General features: G+C 56.5%; 20 protein-coding genes. 16 read left to right on the forward strand and 4 right to left on the reverse strand.

Features of this window, described 5'->3' with window-relative positions:
• Positions 1 to 22: 22 nt before the first annotated feature.
• From G556_RS0101775 to G556_RS0101820, 11 genes are all read left to right on the forward strand, one after another.
• Positions 23 to 556 (forward strand): hypothetical protein, encoded by a 534-nt coding sequence (locus G556_RS0101775; RefSeq protein ID WP_028821546.1) that lies wholly within the window; start codon positions 23 to 25, stop codon positions 554 to 556.
• On the forward strand, positions 544 to 1,329 hold the full coding sequence (locus tag G556_RS09850) for a hypothetical protein (RefSeq protein ID WP_162139739.1): 786 nt from the start codon (positions 544 to 546) through the stop codon (positions 1,327 to 1,329). The genes G556_RS0101775 and G556_RS09850 overlap by 13 nt, the downstream gene beginning before the upstream one ends.
• A 58-nt stretch (positions 1,330 to 1,387) precedes the next feature.
• Positions 1,388 to 2,281, forward strand: coding sequence for a tRNA (adenosine(37)-N6)-threonylcarbamoyltransferase complex ATPase subunit type 1 TsaE (gene tsaE / locus G556_RS11795; RefSeq protein ID WP_051176536.1), 894 nt, complete (start codon positions 1,388 to 1,390; stop codon positions 2,279 to 2,281).
• Entirely contained in the window at positions 2,278 to 2,937 is a 660-nt protein-coding gene (tsaB, locus tag G556_RS0101790) for a tRNA (adenosine(37)-N6)-threonylcarbamoyltransferase complex dimerization subunit type 1 TsaB (protein ID WP_028821548.1), read from the forward strand. Before tsaE ends, tsaB begins: the two co-directional genes overlap by 4 nt.
• The gene (locus G556_RS09860) at positions 2,934 to 3,377 is read left to right on the forward strand and encodes a GNAT family N-acetyltransferase (protein WP_051176537.1); all 444 of its coding nucleotides are present in this window, start codon (positions 2,934 to 2,936) and stop codon (positions 3,375 to 3,377) included. Before tsaB ends, G556_RS09860 begins: the two co-directional genes overlap by 4 nt.
• 19 nt (positions 3,378 to 3,396) lie before the next feature.
• Positions 3,397 to 4,440, forward strand: a complete 1,044-nt coding sequence (gene tsaD / locus G556_RS0101800) for a tRNA (adenosine(37)-N6)-threonylcarbamoyltransferase complex transferase subunit TsaD (protein ID WP_028821549.1) — start codon at positions 3,397 to 3,399, stop codon at positions 4,438 to 4,440.
• Between the two features lie 12 nt (positions 4,441 to 4,452).
• Entirely contained in the window at positions 4,453 to 4,953 is a 501-nt protein-coding gene (locus G556_RS0101805) for an NUDIX hydrolase (protein WP_028821550.1), read from the forward strand.
• Positions 4,954 to 5,116: 163 nt separating this feature from the next.
• Positions 5,117 to 6,163, forward strand: a complete 1,047-nt coding sequence (locus G556_RS0101810) for a thioester domain-containing protein (RefSeq protein ID WP_162139740.1) — start codon at positions 5,117 to 5,119, stop codon at positions 6,161 to 6,163.
• Between the two features lie 228 nt (positions 6,164 to 6,391).
• Positions 6,392 to 6,628, forward strand: coding sequence for a hypothetical protein (locus G556_RS11365; RefSeq protein WP_155941714.1), 237 nt, complete (start codon positions 6,392 to 6,394; stop codon positions 6,626 to 6,628).
• Positions 6,574 to 6,861 carry a hypothetical protein gene (locus G556_RS0101815; protein ID WP_028821552.1) on the forward strand — a complete coding sequence of 96 codons (288 nt, stop codon included), beginning with the start codon at positions 6,574 to 6,576 and terminating at the stop codon, positions 6,859 to 6,861. Before G556_RS11365 ends, G556_RS0101815 begins: the two co-directional genes overlap by 55 nt.
• A gap of 148 nt (positions 6,862 to 7,009) precedes the next feature.
• Positions 7,010 to 7,453: a Fur family transcriptional regulator gene (locus G556_RS0101820; RefSeq protein WP_028821553.1), complete on the forward strand. Its 444-nt coding sequence runs from the start codon at positions 7,010 to 7,012 to the stop codon at positions 7,451 to 7,453.
• Here G556_RS0101820 and G556_RS09865 read toward each other — a convergent pair.
• Complete coding sequence (locus G556_RS09865; protein ID WP_051176538.1) at positions 7,450 to 8,190, reverse strand: trimeric intracellular cation channel family protein; 741 nt, start codon at positions 8,188 to 8,190, stop codon at positions 7,450 to 7,452. The genes G556_RS0101820 and G556_RS09865 overlap by 4 nt on opposite strands.
• A gap of 36 nt (positions 8,191 to 8,226) precedes the next feature.
• A complete protein-coding gene (locus G556_RS0101830; RefSeq protein WP_036915384.1) occupies positions 8,227 to 8,583 on the reverse strand; it encodes a hypothetical protein in 357 nt (118 codons plus the stop codon).
• 191 nt (positions 8,584 to 8,774) lie between these two features.
• Between G556_RS0101830 and mutA the strand changes: the two genes are divergently transcribed.
• The 3 genes from mutA to meaB are packed head-to-tail and all read left to right on the forward strand — an operon-like array spanning position 8,775 to position 13,915.
• On the forward strand, positions 8,775 to 10,697 hold the full coding sequence (gene mutA, locus G556_RS0101835; protein ID WP_028821555.1) for a methylmalonyl-CoA mutase small subunit: 1,923 nt from the start codon (positions 8,775 to 8,777) through the stop codon (positions 10,695 to 10,697).
• Positions 10,694 to 12,874: a methylmalonyl-CoA mutase gene (gene scpA / locus G556_RS0101840; protein WP_028821556.1), complete on the forward strand. Its 2,181-nt coding sequence runs from the start codon at positions 10,694 to 10,696 to the stop codon at positions 12,872 to 12,874. The genes mutA and scpA overlap by 4 nt, the downstream gene beginning before the upstream one ends.
• Positions 12,875 to 12,901: 27 nt before the next feature.
• On the forward strand, positions 12,902 to 13,915 hold the full coding sequence (gene meaB, locus G556_RS0101845) for a methylmalonyl Co-A mutase-associated GTPase MeaB (protein ID WP_028821557.1): 1,014 nt from the start codon (positions 12,902 to 12,904) through the stop codon (positions 13,913 to 13,915).
• Positions 13,916 to 13,975: 60 nt separating this feature from the next.
• Here the strand turns inward: meaB and G556_RS0101850 are convergent, their stop codons facing one another.
• Entirely contained in the window at positions 13,976 to 15,304 is a 1,329-nt protein-coding gene (locus G556_RS0101850; RefSeq protein WP_036915386.1) for an MFS transporter, read from the reverse strand.
• 9 nt (positions 15,305 to 15,313) lie between these two features.
• A complete protein-coding gene (locus tag G556_RS0101855; RefSeq protein ID WP_028821559.1) occupies positions 15,314 to 16,048 on the reverse strand; it encodes a glycerophosphoryl diester phosphodiesterase in 735 nt (244 codons plus the stop codon).
• A 349-nt stretch (positions 16,049 to 16,397) separates the two neighbouring features.
• Here G556_RS0101855 and G556_RS0101860 point away from each other — a divergent pair, with 349 nt between their 5' ends.
• Positions 16,398 to 18,125 (forward strand): glycerol-3-phosphate dehydrogenase/oxidase, encoded by a 1,728-nt coding sequence (locus G556_RS0101860; RefSeq protein ID WP_028821560.1) that lies wholly within the window; start codon positions 16,398 to 16,400, stop codon positions 18,123 to 18,125.
• Positions 18,126 to 18,257: 132 nt separating this feature from the next.
• The gene (locus tag G556_RS0101865; protein ID WP_016456561.1) at positions 18,258 to 19,208 is read left to right on the forward strand and encodes a sugar-binding transcriptional regulator; all 951 of its coding nucleotides are present in this window, start codon (positions 18,258 to 18,260) and stop codon (positions 19,206 to 19,208) included.
• The last annotated feature ends 43 nt before the right edge of the window (positions 19,209 to 19,251 follow it).

Raw genomic sequence — 19,251 nt, forward strand, 5'->3', positions numbered from 1 at the left:
ATATCCCACCCACCCCCGGAAAATGGAAATGAAAGCTGCACCACCCACACTCGCCCTGCTAATTTTGCTGACCGGCTGCGGCGCAACAGCGCCCGAAACCCAGCCGAAAACGCCGACGCCTGCGGCTGCCTCCGAAACCACCGACCCGCTATACGAAGAAGCCGTGGCCGTAGCAAAAGCTATCGACGAGATCGATCAGAGGTACTACTACCAAAACAAGTACGATCCGTTCCCCGAAGAGGAATACAGCAAATACGCTGCCGGGGATTTTATGGATGCTAGTAAGGCCTTTTATGAGGTAGCTAAATCTGAGGGAACTAAGTGGCTGTCAGTCGAAAACGCGACCACTAACTATTCCCTGATCCCTGGAGTCTCTTTAGAGGGCGCAGAAGTTGTACTGCAGCAATGCTCCGACGGGACCAATGCGATATTTGAAGAAAATGGGCAACAGAAAAAAGGTGGAAAAACGAGATCTAGGTTCTTCTTAAAAAGATTCGACGGGGATCTGAAAATTTTCAAGTCCATTTTTGAAGAAGGTGCTCAATGCGAAGCATAAGAAGGCATCTTTCTTGTATACCAGTATTAGTGATGGTGCTTTCTTTTAATGTGAGCAACTCGTTTGCTTCACAAGACAATGTGAGAGTTGGTTATAGGAATGATTCTGGAACCGTCACCGTGGAGGCGTCGTCCCCTGGCGTTGTAGCCGAGGCCCCGGTGGTAACCGGACCTGCGGCGTCGAAGCCTTTAACTATGGCCGAGATCCAGGCGAACTCGCATCTCTGGGAACGCCCGGAAGAGGTAGGGCTGGCTGGCGGCAGATCTTACGTCAGTTATCACCCGGCCCCCAGAGACTCGGAAGCTGTCGACTACGAGGGCCTGGCGGCAAGGGCGGTCGCCAAGATGCAAATCCCCGAGACGCAGATTGTTTTCGGTCCTGAGCCCTCCGTCAACGAGTGGAACGCTATTCCGGTTAACTTCCCGATCTGGCTGGATCTGGGCGCCAAACGGGCCGTCTCGCAAACAGTGGTGGAGGACGCCATCCGGATCGAACTTAGCGCCAGCCTCGCAAATACCTATTGGCAGATGGGCGACGGATCGGCCTTCTCTTGTTCTGCAATGACCGCTCGCCCGAGCGGAGTTCAGAATCCGCCTAGACCATCTCCCACGTGCGGATATACCTATACGCGAAAAGGCGACTATCAGGTGTCCGCGATCTCGACTTGGCAGGTGAACTGGTCTGCCAACGGCAGATCGGGCGTCATGACCGTTGCGCGCGGGGGAGCCAGGACACTAAAAATCAACGAGTTGCGCAGCCTAATCACACGTTGAGCAAGCGAATGCGACTGGCGTGTGCTATTGGCTCGCCGCACGCGTACAATTTGCATTCGTGAGTCAAGAAATAGAGATATTAGCGGCGCGCCCGGAGGACGCCCAGCGGATCGTGGACGTTATCGGGCATCCAGACTTGTCGGAGCCCTCCTCGTTGAGCGTCGACGAGATTCGCAAGCTGCTCGAAACCGAAATTGGCGTGTTGGCCTTGGCAGACGGTGAGCCGGTCGGTGCGCTATTCCTTGACGTAACTAAATCATCGCTTCACGACGTTCGCGTCATTCCTCAGGTTCAAGACGAAGGCATCGGCGCCGAGATGATCAGGGCTGTTGCAGAGCTTGCAGCGGATCAGGGCGCCACAGAACTGCACGTCAACTGCCCAACCTCTAAGACAGCTCGCGGGTGGTACTTGGACAATGGTTTCGTGTCTACCGGCTCTTCCGAGCTGACCCGAAATTTGCCCCTGCGGGTCATCGTCCCAGACGCTGGCGCCATGAAAAAATTGGGGGCTAAGTTAGCGAAGATCTTGGTGCCCGGCGACATGATCATCGCCAGCGGCGAACTAGGCGCGGGGAAAACGACCTTTACCCAGGGTCTCGGCGCTGGCATGGGAGTCAGTGGCCCGGTTATTTCGCCGACCTTCGTCCTAAGCCGAATCCACGAAAACGAAAATGGTCCGGCACTCATTCACGTCGATGCGTATCGTCTCGGCTCCGCAGCAGAGCTTGAAGACCTAGACCTGGAACTTCAGATGGAGAATGCCGTCACGCTAGTCGAATGGGGAGACGGGCTGGCCGAGGGGCTGCGCGAGAACAGGTTAAACCTGGAGATTCTGCGTGCATCTGACCCCGCCGATCAGACCAGGATCGTATATCTCGACGGCGTCGGCCCTAGGTGGCAAGACGTCGATTTAGCCGCCGAGCTGCAAATCAGCGAAGGAGAAACGAAATGACGAATGGCTGGACGCTGGCCATTGATACGGCAACAGGAATTAACGTCGGCCTCGCGAAAGATGGTGAGGCGGTCGCTTCCGCTCGTGAAGAGAGTACCCGAAAGCACGTTGAGCTTACTCAGCAGCTGGTAAATCAGACCCTTGAGAAGGCCGGAATCGAGTTCAAAGACCTGAGCCAGGTAGCCGTCGGCGTGGGCCCGGGCCCCTTCACCGGACTACGCGTCGGCATCGTTACTGGAACGACCATCGCGAGCATGCTGAAGATTCCGGTTCGAGGCGTCTGCACGTTGGACGCGATCTCGCTAGGCGTGGAGGGCACCCAGGATCGGTTCGTTGTTGTCACCGACGCCAGGCGCAAAGAAATTTATTGGGCGAGTTACGACCGCCAAGGCAAGCGCGACGGCGAGCCTCAGGTAAGCATCCCCGAAGAGGTCGAACAGGTGCCGGCGTATGGGACTGGCGTGAGCGTCTATCCGACGATCTTCACCGGCGGTAAAGAACTGCAACTTGACGCGGGTCTGTTGGCCGCGCGGCTAGAGCTCCTGCCCGATGTCGGTTTGAGCCCGATTTATCTGCGCAAGCCGGACGCTAAGCTGCCAGCGACGCGCAAGTCGACTCTCGGACATCGACGAATCACACTGCCAGAAATAAAGTGAGCGACCACAAGTTACGCGCGGCCAAGGAGAGCGATCTCGACGCGATCGTAAGTTTAGAGGAGTGCTTTACGGCCCGAGAACGCTGGTCTCGAGAGGCTTGGCGCAGCGAGCTCTCCTCCGAAGCGACGAACGTCTTCGTCGTCGAGGCACCTAGCCCGGTAGCCGTCGCAAGCTTCGGCAACGCGGTAGACATCATAGAGCTTAGAACGATCGCCGTGTCACCGAATCACCGACGCAACGGGTTGGCGGCGCAACTGGTTCGGGAAGGTCTCAAATGGGCTTGCGGGACATCCGCGGAACAGATGTTTTTGGAAGTCGCCCAAGACAACGTGCCTGCCGCGACTCTCTACAAGAAGTTGGGTTTCGAGCTAGTGAGCAGGCGAAAAAGCTACTACGGTCCAGGACGTGACGCGTTAGTCATGGCCAGGGCAATCAGGTGAAAGAGAAAACGAGGAAAATATGAGTGAGCCTCTAGTAATCGGCATCGAGTCGAGCTGCGACGAGACCGGCGTCGGAATCGTCTGGGGTCGTGAGCTGCTCGCCAACGAGGTGGCCAGCTCGGTAGATCTGCACACCCGCTTCGGTGGGGTTGTTCCGGAGGTTGCTTCGAGGGCGCACCTCGAGGCGATTCGTCCCACGCTCGAGCGCGCGCTAAAGAAGGCCGACGTCGATATCAGCGAGTTGGATGCCGTCGCCGTAACCGCGGGCCCAGGCCTGATGGGTTCCCTAGTGGTCGGCATGGCCGCGGCTAAGGCCCTTGCCACCGTCGCGAATAAACCTCTATACGGCCTTAATCACCTGGTGGGACACGTGGGCGTCGACATGATCGAGCACGGTCCGCTGCCGGACCCGACCCTCGCGCTGCTGGTCTCCGGCGGACACTCTCAGCTGCTGCTGGTGAAGGACATCACGAGTGACATCACCGAGGTCGGCACCACAATTGACGATGCCGCGGGAGAGGCCTACGACAAGGTTGCCCGTCTGCTCGGCATGGGATACCCCGGTGGCCCAGTCATCGACAAGGCTGCGCAACTGGGCGATCCGAAGGCTATCCGGTTCCCGCGCGGTCTCACCGCGAAGCACGACCTCGAAAAACACCGCTTTGACTACTCGTTCTCCGGTCTGAAGACCGCAGTCGCACGCTGGGTCGAGCAGCGCATGTACGACGGCGAAGAAGTACCCGTCAACGATGTTGCCGCCAGCTTCCAGGAGGCAGTCGCGGACGTGCTCACGGCGAAGGCCATCGACGCGTGCCAGCACTACGGCGTCGACACGATGGTTCTAGGCGGTGGGGTAGCGGCCAACTCTAGGCTACGCGGGTTGCTTTCTGAACGCGCGGAGGCTGCCGGTATCGAGCTGCGCAGGCCGCGCCCGGGTCTATGCACCGACAATGGTGCGATGATTGCCGTTCTCGGCGCTGCCGTTGTCGAAGCTGGACGCGCGCCCAGCGAGTTGACAATCAGCTCGGATTCCGGAATGCCCGTTGAGAAGATCATTGCATGATTCGAGAAGAGTATGGTTTATCAGCCTGATCTAACGACCTTAGGTTTCGTGCTTTCTCGTGATCGTCAAAGCGTTCTCATGGTGCACAGAATCGCTCGCGAATCTGATGAGCAGCTGGGCAAATGGAATGGCCTGGGAGGCAAGGTTGAGCCTGGCGAAGACGTCTGGAGTGGTTTAGCCAGGGAGCTTCGCGAAGAGGCGGGTATCAAAGCCACATCTATGCAGCTTCGCGGCACTGTTAGTTGGCCCGGCTTCCATAGCGACGGTGGCGACGTCTTCGGCATGATCTTCATCGTCGACGAATACGAGGGGCAGCCCGACACAGCCAGCGAAGAGGGGCCGCTCGAATGGAAGAAGATCAGCGAGATTCCAAACCTGCCGATGTTCGAAGGCGACAAATATTTCGTCCCGCTCGTTTTCGATCCGGAGGTCTCGTCTTTTCACCTCGTTATTCCGTACGAGTTCGGCGAGCCGACAGGATGGGGCGGACATATTGAAAGAATCGGTGACTAAGTAACTTATTCGCCTGTGGATAACTTGCCGGTCGAAGCGTTTTCGTCCATAGATTTTCTCGTGTCCGAAAGGACTTTTATTGAAGTCGATGGATAGGAAAATCATGCACTCGCGAACACGAAAAACAACTCGGCTGTTTCTTCTCTTCTCCCTAGCAGTCTTGTTGCTAAACGTTAGGCCGGCATTCGCGGATGACGGCCTCTACCGATTGCAAAACCCAGACGGCACCGATTACGGATTTGCGGTGGTGGGCAGTAACGACTTGAAGTATGGCACCCGCATCTTTACGGCCTCGGATTCCACTACGACGATTCGGGCCTATTGCGTCGAGAACACCGTTGCGGTTAGGCGCGACCACACCCTGAAGCTGTCCGAATGGGGCGAGTTCCCAGGAAGTAATAATTTTGGCGCAGATGAACAAGTGCGTCTTAAAGCAGCTTGGATAGCGGCCAACACATACCCGCAGATAGACCTAGAGCTGATGAGGGAGAAGACGGGGGTCGATGGTTTGTCGGTCAAGGAGGCCATTACGGCTAGCCAGGCGGCAATATGGCATTTTACCGATGGCCTTCAGTTGGCAGACGTCAGCGGGGCCTCAGGGGGTGAAAAGGCCAACGTTGTGGCCGCCTACAACTACCTGACTGGCGACGCGAACGTCGGGGCAAATCTAGGGCCGAGCGTCCAAGTTACTACCCCTGACGTGGGAACCGCGGGACAGCGCCTTGGCCCAATCAAGGTTTCTGCCAACACGCAGGCCGTCGCTATCAAGGGTCTTGACATGCCGCTCGTCGATGCGCAGGGCCGAAGCGTCGATGCCAAAAATGCACCGACAAATGTCGACTTGTACGTGGACATTCCAGACGATGCCCCCGCAGCCAGCCAACAATTCAAAGTCTCTGCCATTAGCGACGCATACCTCGGTCATCTCCTGGTGGACACCGATGCCCAAAACCCGACCCAGACCATCATCGTCAGCGGAAGCCACAAGGTGAGCGCAGAGGCTGAGGGGAAGATCACTTGGGAAGCGTTGCCGCCTGCTCCGGCGGAACCCGAGCCGAGTCAAACGCCCGAACCCGTAGCCACTCCGAGCGCTCCGGTAACTGAAGCCAAAGCGCCTGGATTGCCGAAGACTGGGGAGCAGGGGTTCGCTGTGTTGGCGCTAGCCGTCCTTGCTGCTGGAGGAGCCTGGGTTTCGCTCCGCAGACGCTAGCGCAACCGGCTTTGTAGCAAGGAGATTAACTATCTTGAAAAAATATCTGCAAAAGGTTTGTAGGTTTTTCGGGCGAGTCCTGTTCCCAAACGAAGCTCGCCCATAGCGATCCCTAGACTGCGGTTTTTCATCTACAACTGTCAGAAAAATATTGATTTTCCGTCTCGTAAACTCGACGGGTCAGAACCCCCTCTGGCAATCCTCAACAGGGTGAATGTTAGGAAAACTATGCCTAATCTTGCTAAGAAAATTAGCCTACTTGTGCTTTTGAGCACGCTTTTCACTTTACTGGTCGGGATTAACCCGGCTCGTGCAGAAATCAACAACGAATTCTCGCTGGCCCCCAGCGGTGAATTCGACTCGGGGTATCGAGTATCCGGCGAGAATAGTTCTTCGCTGAAGGCCAGCCGTTGGAGGCCTGCGACAGGGCAACTGTTTCCTGGCTTGGCAAGCCACGTCCTGTAGTTCCTTATGCAGTATCGACTCCGTCGACATCGGTTCCGAGCGAAGTCATCGAACCGACTCCGTCAGAGACCCCTTCGGCTACTGCAACTACTTCAGCAATCGAGGTTGCCGTAGTCAAGAAGAGCGAAAGCTCTAAGCCGGGTTTGCCTAAGACCGGCGCACAGGGTGCAGGAATGCTCGCGCTAGCCGCGCTGGTTGGCTTTGCTACGGTTCGCGTTATTCGAAATCGCTAGTTAGCTAGTTAGGTAGTGCCAAAAATCTTTGACCGGTCAGGAAACTTGCCGGTCAAAGATTTTACTCAAAAGAGGTAAAGACGTGGTATTTTATCGATCCGGGATACCTAAACTTTGAATTACTCAAAAGAGTGGTAGGTTTATTACAATGAGTGAGGTTAACGACTGGGTCGCGCGAATCCGCGGGGCAGGCTTGCGCGCCACCAACCCACGCCTGGTTGTGTTAGAAGCGCTAGCTCAACGACCCCACGTTAGCGTCGAAGAGCTGGTCGACATCGTCAAGTCGTACGGCAAATCAGTTAGCCTGCAATCTGCCTACAACGTTTTGACTGATTTGTGCCATGCTGGGCTCGTCAGAAGTATCGAGTTGCCCCACCAGCCCGCTCGCTATGAATTAGACAACGGTGACAATCATCACCACGCGGTTTGCTCTAGCTGCGCAAAGATTTATGACGTCTCTTGCGCTGTCGGCTACACGCCATGTCTGACTCCCGCAGAAGATCACGGAATGCAGATCAAAATTGCCGATGTTTTCTATCGGGGAGTCTGCGTTAATTGTCAAGAGTGCGAGCTGGACGAAGTAACCAGCTAGTTTCCTTCCGGCCTAATGGCCTCGATGCTGCCGGTCGGTGCCTCTGATAAGCGGGCCTTCCTGATGCCCCTCTTCCTGAACGCATTAGATAACTTTCCAGCCTTCAGATCTATCCCGCCTCTAGGCAGCGACCAGCCCTTTTTGGAGGCTATCCAACCGAAGAGTACACAACACACGATTGCTAGCGCCATGGCCAGGTTCGGGTAGCCAAGCTGCATGATGAAGTAAGCAATGAGAGCTCCGGCTAGGGCAACAGTTGCGTATAGCTCGTTACCTCCGAAAATCACCGGTGTGCGTCCAGCCAGAACGTCGCGGATAACTCCTCCTCCGACGCAGGTAATGACGCCTAACATGACGCATGCAACCGGGCCTAACCCGTAGTTGATCGCTTTGATTGTTCCTGTAGCTGCCCAGCAACCGAGCCCCAGAATGTCTAAGAATCCGAGCAATTTGCTGAACTTCTTCCCGCTCATGTTGACGATGTAGCCGAGAACTGCAGCGCCAATCGCGCAGGGTAAATAGAGGGGGTTCTCTAGGGCTGCCGGGACTACGCCGAGGCCGGCTAGCATGACGTCTCGAATTAGACCTCCGCCCAACCCCGTTGCGATGGCTAGGACTGCGAACCCGACGATGTCGAATTTAAGCGAACGGGCCAGGACCGCTCCGATCAAGCCGTTGGCGGCCACAGCGGTCACGTCTACGGTGTTAAAAACAATTTGCGGGTCGATGGGTTGCACGTAACAAGGTTATGCCATGGTCAGACAAAACCATCTTTATGGAGCCGTAGGAAAATCTCTTCGGCTCACATTCCAAGAAAATCGCGGATAGCGGGCATCTCGCGACGAATCTGCTGTTTGTCGTGACGCCAAGTTCGGAAGTTTCCAATAGCCCGGGTCTGCCGCTAGATGAATGAACGATCTGGTGGCCCTGACCTGGTCGCGCGAAAGGTAGTTCGCCAGGTGGGTCGAGCCGGCCGAAATTCCCGCAACCCAATCGAAGTGGATCCTGTTGCGCAATAGCTCTACGACGACTGGGGCAGTGGCGCTATTTCGCATACCGCCGCCCTCAAAAATCAAGGCAACCCCGAATACGTTGTTGGTGAGCTGTTTGCTCTCGGTTCTGCCTATCATGACTTCAAGCTTGCCAGCCAGATCAGAATGCGGACTATCTTTGCGAATATTTTGGCTAAATCGGTGCACGCTTTTGCAGATAATGCCTAATATGGTCGGCTTTAGGTGGGATTAACTACTTGGAATCATAGGTCGTTGGTATGGTTTTACTATTGCCTCGTTAAGAGCAGCGAGGTACTTAGTAATTACATATGGGAGGAATCACACAGATGACGACCACCCCAGACGTTGCACCCGAGGATCTGACTCTTGCTGGCGACTTTGATTCGCCTACAATGCAGCAGTGGAAGGACGAGGTTGCAAAGGTTCTCAACAGAGGGCGTCCTGAAAACAAGCAGCTGACTAGCGACCAAGCTTACGAGAGGCTGCGCAAGACCACGGTCGACGGCATCACCGTCGAGCCGATCTACACCAAGGACGACGCTGTCGACCTTGGCTACACTGGCTCCGCGACTTTCGTTCGCGGCACTACTGTTCGTAACGGTGAGATGGATGCTTGGGATGTTCGTGTTTTGCACGAAGATCCTGAGGCTAAGTTCACCAACACTGAGATTCTGGAGGATCTGCAGCGCGGCGCAATGAGCGTGTGGCTGCGTGTGGATCCGGATGCGGTTAAGCCGGAAGACGTTGAGAAGGCACTAGAGGGTGTCGATTTGACGCTGGCTCCCGCTGCTGTGTCCAGCTACACCGATCAGATCGCTGCCGCCGATGCGCTTTTGGCTGTTGCCGAGAAGCGTGGCGACGACAAGGCGATCATCTCGCTGGGTCTCGACCCCATCGGTCAGGCTGCGACCACTGGCGAAAAGGCGGATCTGAGCAAGCTCGCCGATTACGCCAAGAAGGTTCAGAAGTTCGCCAAGCTGAACTCCGATAGCGAGTACGTTGCTGACACCCAACTTTCCCGCGCTATCACCATCGACGGCACTATATGGCACAACGCCGGTGCGGGCGAAGTCCACGAACTCGGCTGGCTCCTCGCCACCGGTGCAGAGTACGTTCGCGCTCTGATCGAGGCCGGCCTTAGCGCCGACGAGGCCTTCAACGCCATCGAGTTCCGTGTCACCGCCACCACCAACCAAATGTTGACCATCGCAAGGCTGCGCGCTCTGCGCGTCGCTTGGGCACGAATTGGTGAAGAATTTGGTGTCGACGAGCGCCTGCGCGGTGCACGTCAGCACGCTGTGCAGTCTCGCCGCCAGATCACTCGCGACGATGCTTACGTGAACATGCTGCGTGGCACCATTTCTTGCTTCTCCGCCGCTGTTGCTGGCGCAGAGGCTGTCACCGTTCTTCCGTTCGACACCGCTTGGGGCCTGCCCAACAGGTTCAGCCGTCGTGTCGCTCGCAACACCCAGATCGTTCTGGCCGAAGAGTCCAACATTGGCCGCGTAAACGACCCCGCTGGTGGCGCTTGGGCGATGGAATCGCTGACCAAGGAAATTGCCGACAAGGCTTGGGCTGAGCTGCAGACCGTTGAGGCCGCTGGCGGCATGGCTGCCTACTTGGCAGACGGTTCCGTCGAAAAAGACCTCGCCGAGGTTAACGAGGCTCGTGCAAAGGCCCTTGCCACTCGTAAGCAGCCGATCACCGGTGTTTCCGAGTTCCCGAACCCGACCGAGGCCCCGGTTGAGGGCTTCCGCGAGCGTCTCGAGCTCGAGCGTGGCGGTCTTCCGTTCCTGCGCGATTCCGAGGTATTCGAGGAAATGCGCGACGCGACGAAGGGTCATGACAACGCTAAGGTATTCCTGGCTGGTCTGGGAACTCGTCGCGACTTCGGTGCCCGTGAAGGCTTCGCATCGAACTACTTCCACATCGCTGGCCTGGCCACGATCCTTCAGGAAGGTGGCTCGACCGAAGAAATTGTTGCAGCATTCAAGGAATCCGCCACTCCCGTCGCCTGCCTATGCTCCTCGCGCAAGGTTTACTCCGAGAAGGGCTTGGAAGTTGCCAAGGCTCTCAAGGACGCCGGCGCGAAGACCGTCCTGTTGGCTGGAAACATCAAGGAGCTCGGTGACGTTGACGCCTCCGGTGTCATCGATGGCACCATCGCCTTGGGCGTAGACGTCGTAGCTGGGCTAAACGACATTCTGCAGACTTTGGAGGTTCGCAAGTGAGCACCTTGCCACGTTTTGATCAGGTAGACCTCGGTAACCCTCAGGAGGCTGCCGACGGTAAGAACATTTTCATGCACAAGCTCGGCCCCGAAGCTGAGAAGTGGACCACTCCCGAGCAGATCGAGATTGAGCACATCTACGGCAACGAGGATCTGGAGAAGCTGGACTTCCTGGACACCAAACCAGGCTTCCCGCCTTACCTCCGCGGCCCGTACGCCACGATGTACACCTCTAGGCCTTGGACTATTCGTCAGTATGCTGGTTTCTCCACCGCTGCCGAGTCCAACGCTTTCTACCGCCGCAACCTGGCCGCTGGCCAGAAGGGTCTGTCGATTGCATTCGACCTTGCTACCCACCGCGGTTACGACTCGGACAATGCTCGTGTTACCGGCGACGTCGGTATGGCAGGTGTGGCCGTCGACTCGATCTTGGATATGCGTCAGCTCTTCGACGGAATTCCGCTAGATCAGATGTCGGTCTCGATGACCATGAACGGTGCGGTTCTGCCGATTCTGGCGTTCTACATCGTCGCGGCTGAGGAGCAGGGTGTTAAGCCTGAGCAGCTGGCCGGAACCATTCAGAATGACATTCTGAAGGAGTTCATGGTTCGTAACACTTACATCTACCCGCCGACACCGTCGATGCGTATCATCGCCGAGATTTTTGCTTACACCTCGGCTAACATGCCGAAGTTCAACTCGATCTCGATTTCCGGCTACCACATGCAGGAAGCCGGCGCTACGTCAGACATCGAGATGGCGTACACCTTGGCTGATGGCGTTGAGTACATTCGCGCTGGTGAGTCGGTTGGTCTGAAGGTCGACCAGTTTGCCCCGCGTCTGAGCTTCTTCTGGGCTATGGGTATGAACTTCTTCACCGAGGTCGCCAAGATGCGTGCGGCTCGTATGCTGTGGGCTCGCCTGGTTCGCCAGTTCAACCCGCAGAACAAGAAGTCCATGAGCCTGCGTACTCACTCGCAGACCTCCGGTTGGTCGCTGACCGCTCAGGACGTCTACAACAACGTCGCTCGCACCTGTGTCGAAGCTATGGCTGCAACTCAGGGTCAGACCCAGTCGCTGCACACCAACGCGCTCGACGAGGCCATCGCGCTACCGACCGACTTCTCCGCGCGTATTGCCCGTAACACCCAGCTGTTCATTCAGCAGGAGAGCGGCAACACCCGCACGGTCGACCTGTGGGCTGGCTCGGCTTACGTCGAAAAGCTGACCAAGGAGATCGCCAAGAACGCTTGGAACCTGATTCAGGAGGTCGAGCAGGCCGGCGGTATGACTAAGGCTATCGAGGCTGGCATCCCGAAGATGCGCATCGAGGAAGCCGCTGCTCGTACCCAGGCTCGCATCGACTCCGGCCGTCAGCCGGTTATCGGTGTTAACAAGTACACTCTCGATTCTTCTGATCCGTTGGATGTGCTGGTTGTTGACAACGCAACCGTTCGCGCCGAGCAGATCGCCAAGCTCGAGAAGCTGCGCGCTGAGCGTAACGAGGAAGACTGCCAGGCAGCTTTGGAGAAGCTCACTTGGGCTGCTGCCAACCCTGACTCTTCCGACCCCGATCGCAACCTGCTCAAGCTCGCCGTTGACGCTGCTCGCGCCAAGGCATCGCTGGGCGAGATCTCCGACGCACTGGAGAAGGAATTCGGCCGTTACACCGCTCAGATCCGCACGATTAGTGGTGTTTACTCTAAGGAATCCGGAATGTCCCCACGCATGGATGAGGCCAAGAAGAAGGTCGAGGAGTTCGAGGAGATCGCAGGACGTCGTCCGCGTATCATGATCGCGAAGATGGGCCAGGACGGTCACGACCGTGGCCAGAAGGTTGTCGCAACCGGCTTCGCAGACCTCGGTTTTGACGTTGAGGTTGGTCCTCTGTTCCAGACTCCGGAAGAGGCAGCTAGGGAAGCTATCGAAGGCGACGTCCACGTCGTCGGCGTTTCCTCGCTGGCCGCTGGCCACCTGACTCTGGTTCCGGCTCTTCGTCAGGAACTGGACAAGCAAGGCCGTGACGACATCGCGATCGTCGTCGGTGGCGTTATTCCTGAGCAGGACTACGACGAACTGCGCAAGGATGGCGCGATCGATATCTTTGGCCCGGGCACCAACATCGTCGATTCGGCGATCAAACTGCTCGACAAGATGATCGCAGCCGAGCAGGAATAATAACTAGCAAGATGTAAGGAGAAGCTAATGGCAAGGAAGATTGATGTACCGGCCCTAGTCGAAGGGATCAAGGCAAGCAATCGCTCCGCCATGGCGCAATCCATCACTCTTGTTGAGTCGAAAAAACCTGCACACCGTGCACTAGCCAGGCAGCTCCTGACCGAGATTGCACCCCTCACGGGCAATGCGATCCGGTTAGGGCTGACCGGCGTGCCGGGCGCGGGTAAATCTACTTTTACGGATTCGCTTGGCACCAAGCTTATTAAGGAGTACGGCAAGAAAGTGGCCGTGCTCGCTGTGGACCCATCCAGTAGCAAAACTGGTGGTTCTGTGCTGGGCGACCGCACCCGAATGGCAAGACTGACGTCTCTCGATGAATCGTTTGTCCGTCCTTCGCCATCGGGCACCCACCTTGGCGGTGTAGCCAGGGCTACCCGTGAAGCAATGCTCATCGTCGAGGCAGCGGGTTACGACGTTGTTATCGTCGAAACAGTTGGTGTTGGACAGTCCGAGGTTGCTGTTTCGGGCATGGTCGACACGTTCCTCATGCTTTCTCTGACGGGAGCCGGAGATCAGTTGCAGGGCATCAAGAAGGGCATCCTGGAGATGGCCGACGTGATTGCCGTCAACAAGGCAGACGGCCCGAACGAGCGAGAGGCCAGGGTAGCTGCCCGCGAGTTGGCAATAGCCATGAAGCTGGTTACTGGCAACAGCAGCGACCGAATTCCTCCAGTGCTGACTTGTTCAGCGCTTAACGATGTTGGTCTGGATGAGGTCTGGAAGGCCGTCATCGAGCATCGCGAATGGTTGGAAAAGACCGTCGGGCTCGAAGCCTATCGTGGGCATCAGCAAGTCAGCTGGATGTGGGCGCAGGCAGAAACTGCGGTCCTGGACATCATGCACCGCGACGCGAAGATCCTTCCACTTGTGAAGGAGCTGGAGGCCAAGGTTATTAGCGGCCAGACAAGCGCTCTTGAAGCGTCTGCAAAGTTGCTGGAGGAGTTTTCTGAACTCATTCCGCAGGTAGATTGGGCTAACTAGAGATTTAGCGCCTATAAAAAAGTCGCGGGCCACCTCCGGGGCCCGCGACTTTTTGTTTAGTTAAGCCTGCTTGGCTTTCTTGTTGATTCGGTGGTTGATAGTTGCCAGGAAGAACGCGCAAACGGCGCCGGAGATCGCCACGACAAGGGTGATTGTGAAGATGATCGCGTAACCAGTTTGCGGATTGTCCTTGTGGGCGTCAACTATGCCGGAGGTCACCAGGTTGCCCCAGATGATGGATGCGTAAACCAGGAATGAGCCGACGGACATTGCCGAACCGTTGATCTCCTCGGGCAGATTGAGCTCGGCGACCGGGGCCAAAATGACCGCTTTGCCGAGGAACACGCCCATAGCCATCAGCATGAGCAGAACCATTGCTGGCCACATCAGAGTCGTGTTTGCTGGCAGCAACAGAAGAAGACCTGAGCCGATCGCAATCACGGACAGGCCGACAGCCATCATCATGGTTGATGACTTGAACACGTAGTCGGCGAGCATACCTGCCAGCAGACCTGCGATGATGCCGATGAATCCGGTGTTGAAGATGCCGAACGCGCCAGCGACGCCGTCAGATGCGTTGAACACGAGCGATAGGTACGGTGCCGACGAGTAAATTAGGTTTACGTAGCTCCAGTAGACGCACAAGCCCGCCAGGCCTGCGAGCCAAAGACGTGGCTTTTTCAGAACCTGGATGAGCCCGATCAAAGCTGCCTGATTCTCAGACTTTCCCTCGCTCTTTGCAATTGCGTTATTGGGAACGTACTTGCGGATGAGCAGGATCATGGGGATGAGGAAAAGTGCGTAGGCGATCGCGAAACCGCGCATAACGATGTTTGCTTGCTCGGGGAAAACGAACAGTGCGCCAACGACGAGGAGGTTCATGACGAACTCCAAAGCGCGGCGAATCGTCTCCAGCAGCCCCATCGCTAGGCCACGGCCCTCGCTGTCGGAATCTTTGGAGAGGTAGCTAACGCCGTTGACAACGGCCGGCCAGCCGACTGCGTCGCCGACCGCCCAAGTGAAGGCGATGGCCAGCATCATTTGGAAGGGCATCCCGGGGATTAGGTACAAAACGAGCGTCGTGAATAGGCGCCAGCCCGCCCAGATAGTAAGGATGTTCTTGATGGGGAAGCGGTTGTTAACCCAGCCGCCGGGCACATACATGAACATTGCCAGTCCGATGACGCTCATCATCTGCCCGAATTGGGCCATGGTGATGCCCAACGCGTTACACATTGGCAGAATCAGGGAGCCTTTAAAAGCCTCGAAAGAGGAGTAGACCAGCTGGCCGGTCGCGACGACCGCCAGGTATCCGCCAACTTTACCTTTTCGCAGGAATGCGGGAAGTTTCTTCTTCGGCTTCGAGGTTTCGGTGGTTGTATCGCTCATGTATTTTCCTTAAAAGTTCTTGACCATCTGGCCTGCGATGTCGGTGAAGACGCCGGTGCATCCCCAGTTGAAGAGTTCGTTTGCGCGGGATAGGGAGTTGACCGTCCAAACGTTGACGCCGAAACCTGCGTCGCGGAACTCTTGCACCTTCTGGCGTGTCAGGCCCTTGTCTTCGGGGTGGATGTAATCTGCCCCAACGAGCTCGAGGATCGAGCGCCAGTCGTCGTAGAGGGCGCAGGTCTCGTAGAGGCATCCGACGGGATATTGAGGCGCACGACGCTTGAATTCAGCCAGCAGGACGTGGTTGAAGCAGGAGACGATTACCTTGCGCTCCGGGTTGAGACGGTCGAGCTCGGCGATGACCGAGTCGAGCATCTGCAACGACATCTCTTTGCCGTTCTCGTTCGATTTGAGCTCGATGTTTCCGTTCAAGCCTGTCTCGTTCATGATGTCTACGAGCTTGTGCAAAGTGAGGAGCGGTTCGCCAACGAAGTCTTGACCGAACCAAGATCCCGCATCGATCTGGGGTAGGTCTTTGGCGCTCAGTTCGTAGTATCCGCCCGACTTGTTAGTGGTGCGGTCGAGAGTGGTGTCGTGGCAGATGATGGCGGTTCCGTCTCCGATGATGTCGACGTCCGTCTCGAACCACTTGACGCCTTTTTCTGCGGCCAGCCTGAAGGAGGATTCAGTATTTTCTGGCGCTAGGGTGTTGAGACCACGGTGGGCAAAAACAATTTTCTCCATGAGAATCACTTTCTCGAGCTGTGGGTTATCGAAAGCTAAATGGTCTGCGGCGAGCATTTGCCGTGATCGTTGTCACTTCGAAATATTCCAGCAAAAAGATATGGGGTCAGGGGTTATCTGTACAGTTGACTAGCAATTTTGATTACTCAAAAAAAGAGGTTCAGATGAATCAACTATCTGGATTTTCGCGCGTGAATTGGTCAATTGAGAGTTTTGACGAGCGGCATTAATTTCGATTTTTGGTCTGGATAGCTCAATAAAAGATTGAAGACTGCACGCTTGTGCATTGGTTAGGGTTGGCTAACCAATAAAGTGATAATTGTGTTGCATAACTACGAATGGAGAAGCAATGCAAAAGACACAGTTGTCAGTCGCAACCCGAAAAGAATCTTTGCAGAAGATGGCAGCCGAAGAATTAGATATTTTGGTTATCGGCGGCGGAGTCACTGGCGCTGGAACCGCCCTGGACGCTGCCTCTCGTGGGCTTCGAGTGGGCATCGTTGAAGCTCAGGATTGGTCATCGGGTACGTCATCACGTTCGTCAAAGCTCGTGCACGGCGGCCTGCGGTATCTGTATCAACTGAACTTCGCGCTCGTCGCGGAATCACTTAGGGAACGCGGACTGCTCCTAACTAAAACGGCTCCCCACCTGGTCAAGGCGCAGCCGTTCCTATGGCCGCTGAAGATGCCGGTTATCGAGCGCGCCTATTCCGCTGTCGGCGTCGGGCTTTACGACGCAATCGCTCAATTCGCCCACAAGGGTTCTGTGCCCATTCAGCGCCATCACACCAAAAAGGGCTCGCTGAAGCTGGCTCCCGCGCTGTCGGAGAAGGCACTCATCGGATCGCTCGTTTATTATGACGCAAGAGTTGACGATGCGCGGCTCGTCATCAACCTGCTGCGCACCGCGGCGGGCTATGGCGCGCTGGCCGCGAATCGTGCGCAAGTCGTCGAATTGATCAAAGAAGGGGAGCGGGTGGTTGGTGCGCTTGTTCGAGACGTAGAAGACGGCACCGAATACAAGATCCGCGCCAAGCGCGTCATCAATTCAACCGGAGTCTGGACTGAGGAAACGCAGAAACTTTCCGGCTCAACCGGTGGCTTGAAGGTCCTGGCTTCAAAGGGCATCCACATCGTCGTGCCAAAGGACAAGATCGATTCTTCCGTCGGATTGTTCCTGCGGACGGAGAAATCGGTGCTGTTCATCATTCCTTGGAAGCGATACTGGATTATCGGGACGACCGACACCAAATATCATGAGGATCTGCGCGAGCCCGTTGCAAATAAAGAAGACATTCAATACCTGCTCGACCACGCGAACTCCGTTCTCGCAAAGCCCCTAACCGTCGACGACATCATCGGCACCTTCGCGGGGCTACGTCCGTTGCTGCAGCCGGGCACCCTCGACGGCGACAAGACCAAATCGACGAAGGTGTCCCGCGAGCACACCGTTACGGAGGCGGCTCCCGGTCTTTGCGTCATCGCCGGTGGCAAGCTGACCAGCTACAGAAAGATGGCCGAAGACGTCGTCGACTTCGCCTTGGGTGCAGAACGAGCCAAGCAGTTGCCTTGCCTGACGACGAATATTCCACTGAGCGGTGCCACCGGCTACGAAGAGATGTGGGAGGACCGTCGGGCCATAGCTGGCGAGAATCAGCTGAGCATAGAACATGTGGAAGATCTTCTTGACCGCTATGGCAGCGACGTTAGCTACCTGTTTGAACTTATTGACGAAGAACCCACCCTTCGCGAATCTCTGAAGGAAGCGCCTGAGTATCTCCGCGCCGAAATAGCTTTTGGAATCAAATACGAGGGCGCGCTGCACCTCGAGGATCTGGTGCGCAGGAGGACGAGGCTGTGCTACGAGCGTCGCGATCGTGGCTTGGCTGCCGCCGAAGAAATCGCCGAGATTGCGGCCGGCATACTCGGTTGGTCTGACGAGATAAAGCGCGAGGAGCTAGAAAACTACAGGCGCTACTGCGCAGCCGAGAAGAAGGCGGAGGAGATGCAGGATGAGGTCGAAGCCCAGCAGGAGATGCTAAAGGCAGACGGAATCACCGAATTCAAGATTGGCTGATGTCGCTTACCTCAAACGCGCCACGATTTTATCGGCAATGTTGCAATAGTTGAAAAAATGCACAATTGTGCACAAAATTTTTTTGATGTAACTTTGCTCTTACGTTTACGTGGCGCGTTGGAGGCAAGCACTATGACAGATCAGCTAACCGAGCTGTATACGGCAGCGCATTCTTACTACGTCGAAGGCGAAACCATGGAAACCATCGCCCGAGACATGGGGGTGTCGAGATCTACCGTATCCAGGATGCTTTCGCGCGCCCGCGAAAACGGGGTGGTGCGAATCTCTCTCGTCGAGCCGCCCGCCTCGCAGTCTCGGCTAGCCGCGAAGATCTCGTCCCACTTCAACGTAAAGGTGCATCTTGTTGAGGTGCCCGATGAGGCCCCCATTGGGGCAAGGCTGCGATCGGTGACCTCCTACGCCAGCCAGATCCTCTCCGCCCTCATTTTCGACGGGGCAAGGCTGGGAATCGCTTGGGGTGTAACCGTCGCGCACATGGCGCGTCAGATGACGCCACGCCACATGGCCGGCGTCCAGGTCGTGCAGATGAATGGCTCCGCGCACGCAAAAGATACTGGTTTGCCGTATGTCGGCAGCATCCTGCAGGCATTTGCTGAGGCATTCAACGGAACCGTAGTTCCGTTCACCGTGCCCGCCTTCTTCGATCACGTCGAAACCCGCCGACTGATGTGGCAGGAACGCTCTGTCAAGTTGATCCTGGAAGAACTCGAACAACTCGACCTGGCGGTGTTCGGAGTTGGCGCCCTAACCGCACGCGTACCTTCGCACGTCTACTCTTCTGGGTATCTGTCTGCTGGCGAAGTCATGCGCGCCCAGCGCCAGGGAGCTGTCGGAGACGTCTGCACAATCCTGATCCGCGAGGACGGCAGCTACGACAACATCGACTTAAATGAGCGAGCCACAGGCATGACTCCCGACCAACTCGCCAGGATTCCGCGACGCATGTGTGTTGTCGGAGATCCGAGCCGTGCCCGAGTCCTGCTCGGCGCGCTTCGCAGCGGGGCAGTAAGCGACCTGGTCTGCGACGGCCAAACCGCCAAAAATCTGCTCAGTCTCATCTAAAGCAAAACAAAAGTCCTTGACCAAACGGCCAAGGACTTTTTTG

The sequence above is a fragment of the Propionimicrobium lymphophilum DSM 4903 genome (assembly GCF_000423485.1).
Classification (GTDB): domain Bacteria; phylum Actinomycetota; class Actinomycetes; order Propionibacteriales; family Propionibacteriaceae; genus Propionimicrobium; species Propionimicrobium lymphophilum.

What these genes read in the sequence shown, in the direction of transcription:
- G556_RS0101775 (WP_028821546.1), top strand. Translation starts at nt 23, where the DNA reads ATGGAAATGAAAGCTGCACCACCCACACTCGCCCTGCTAATTTTGCTG.
- G556_RS09850 (WP_162139739.1), top strand. Translation starts at nt 544, where the DNA reads ATGCGAAGCATAAGAAGGCATCTTTCTTGTATACCAGTATTAGTGATG.
- tsaB (WP_028821548.1), top strand. Translation starts at nt 2,278, where the DNA reads ATGACGAATGGCTGGACGCTGGCCATTGATACGGCAACAGGAATTAAC.
- tsaD (WP_028821549.1), top strand. Translation starts at nt 3,397, where the DNA reads ATGAGTGAGCCTCTAGTAATCGGCATCGAGTCGAGCTGCGACGAGACC.
- G556_RS0101805 (WP_028821550.1), top strand. Translation starts at nt 4,453, where the DNA reads ATGGTTTATCAGCCTGATCTAACGACCTTAGGTTTCGTGCTTTCTCGT.
- G556_RS11365 (WP_155941714.1), top strand. Translation starts at nt 6,392, where the DNA reads ATGCCTAATCTTGCTAAGAAAATTAGCCTACTTGTGCTTTTGAGCACG.
- G556_RS0101820 (WP_028821553.1), top strand. Translation starts at nt 7,010, where the DNA reads ATGAGTGAGGTTAACGACTGGGTCGCGCGAATCCGCGGGGCAGGCTTG.
- G556_RS0101830 (WP_036915384.1), bottom strand. Translation starts at nt 8,583, where the DNA reads ATGATAGGCAGAACCGAGAGCAAACAGCTCACCAACAACGTATTCGGG.
- mutA (WP_028821555.1), top strand. Translation starts at nt 8,775, where the DNA reads ATGGGAGGAATCACACAGATGACGACCACCCCAGACGTTGCACCCGAG.
- meaB (WP_028821557.1), top strand. Translation starts at nt 12,902, where the DNA reads ATGGCAAGGAAGATTGATGTACCGGCCCTAGTCGAAGGGATCAAGGCA.
- G556_RS0101850 (WP_036915386.1), bottom strand. Translation starts at nt 15,304, where the DNA reads ATGAGCGATACAACCACCGAAACCTCGAAGCCGAAGAAGAAACTTCCC.
- G556_RS0101855 (WP_028821559.1), bottom strand. Translation starts at nt 16,048, where the DNA reads ATGGAGAAAATTGTTTTTGCCCACCGTGGTCTCAACACCCTAGCGCCA.
- G556_RS0101860 (WP_028821560.1), top strand. Translation starts at nt 16,398, where the DNA reads ATGCAAAAGACACAGTTGTCAGTCGCAACCCGAAAAGAATCTTTGCAG.
- G556_RS0101865 (WP_016456561.1), top strand. Translation starts at nt 18,258, where the DNA reads ATGACAGATCAGCTAACCGAGCTGTATACGGCAGCGCATTCTTACTAC.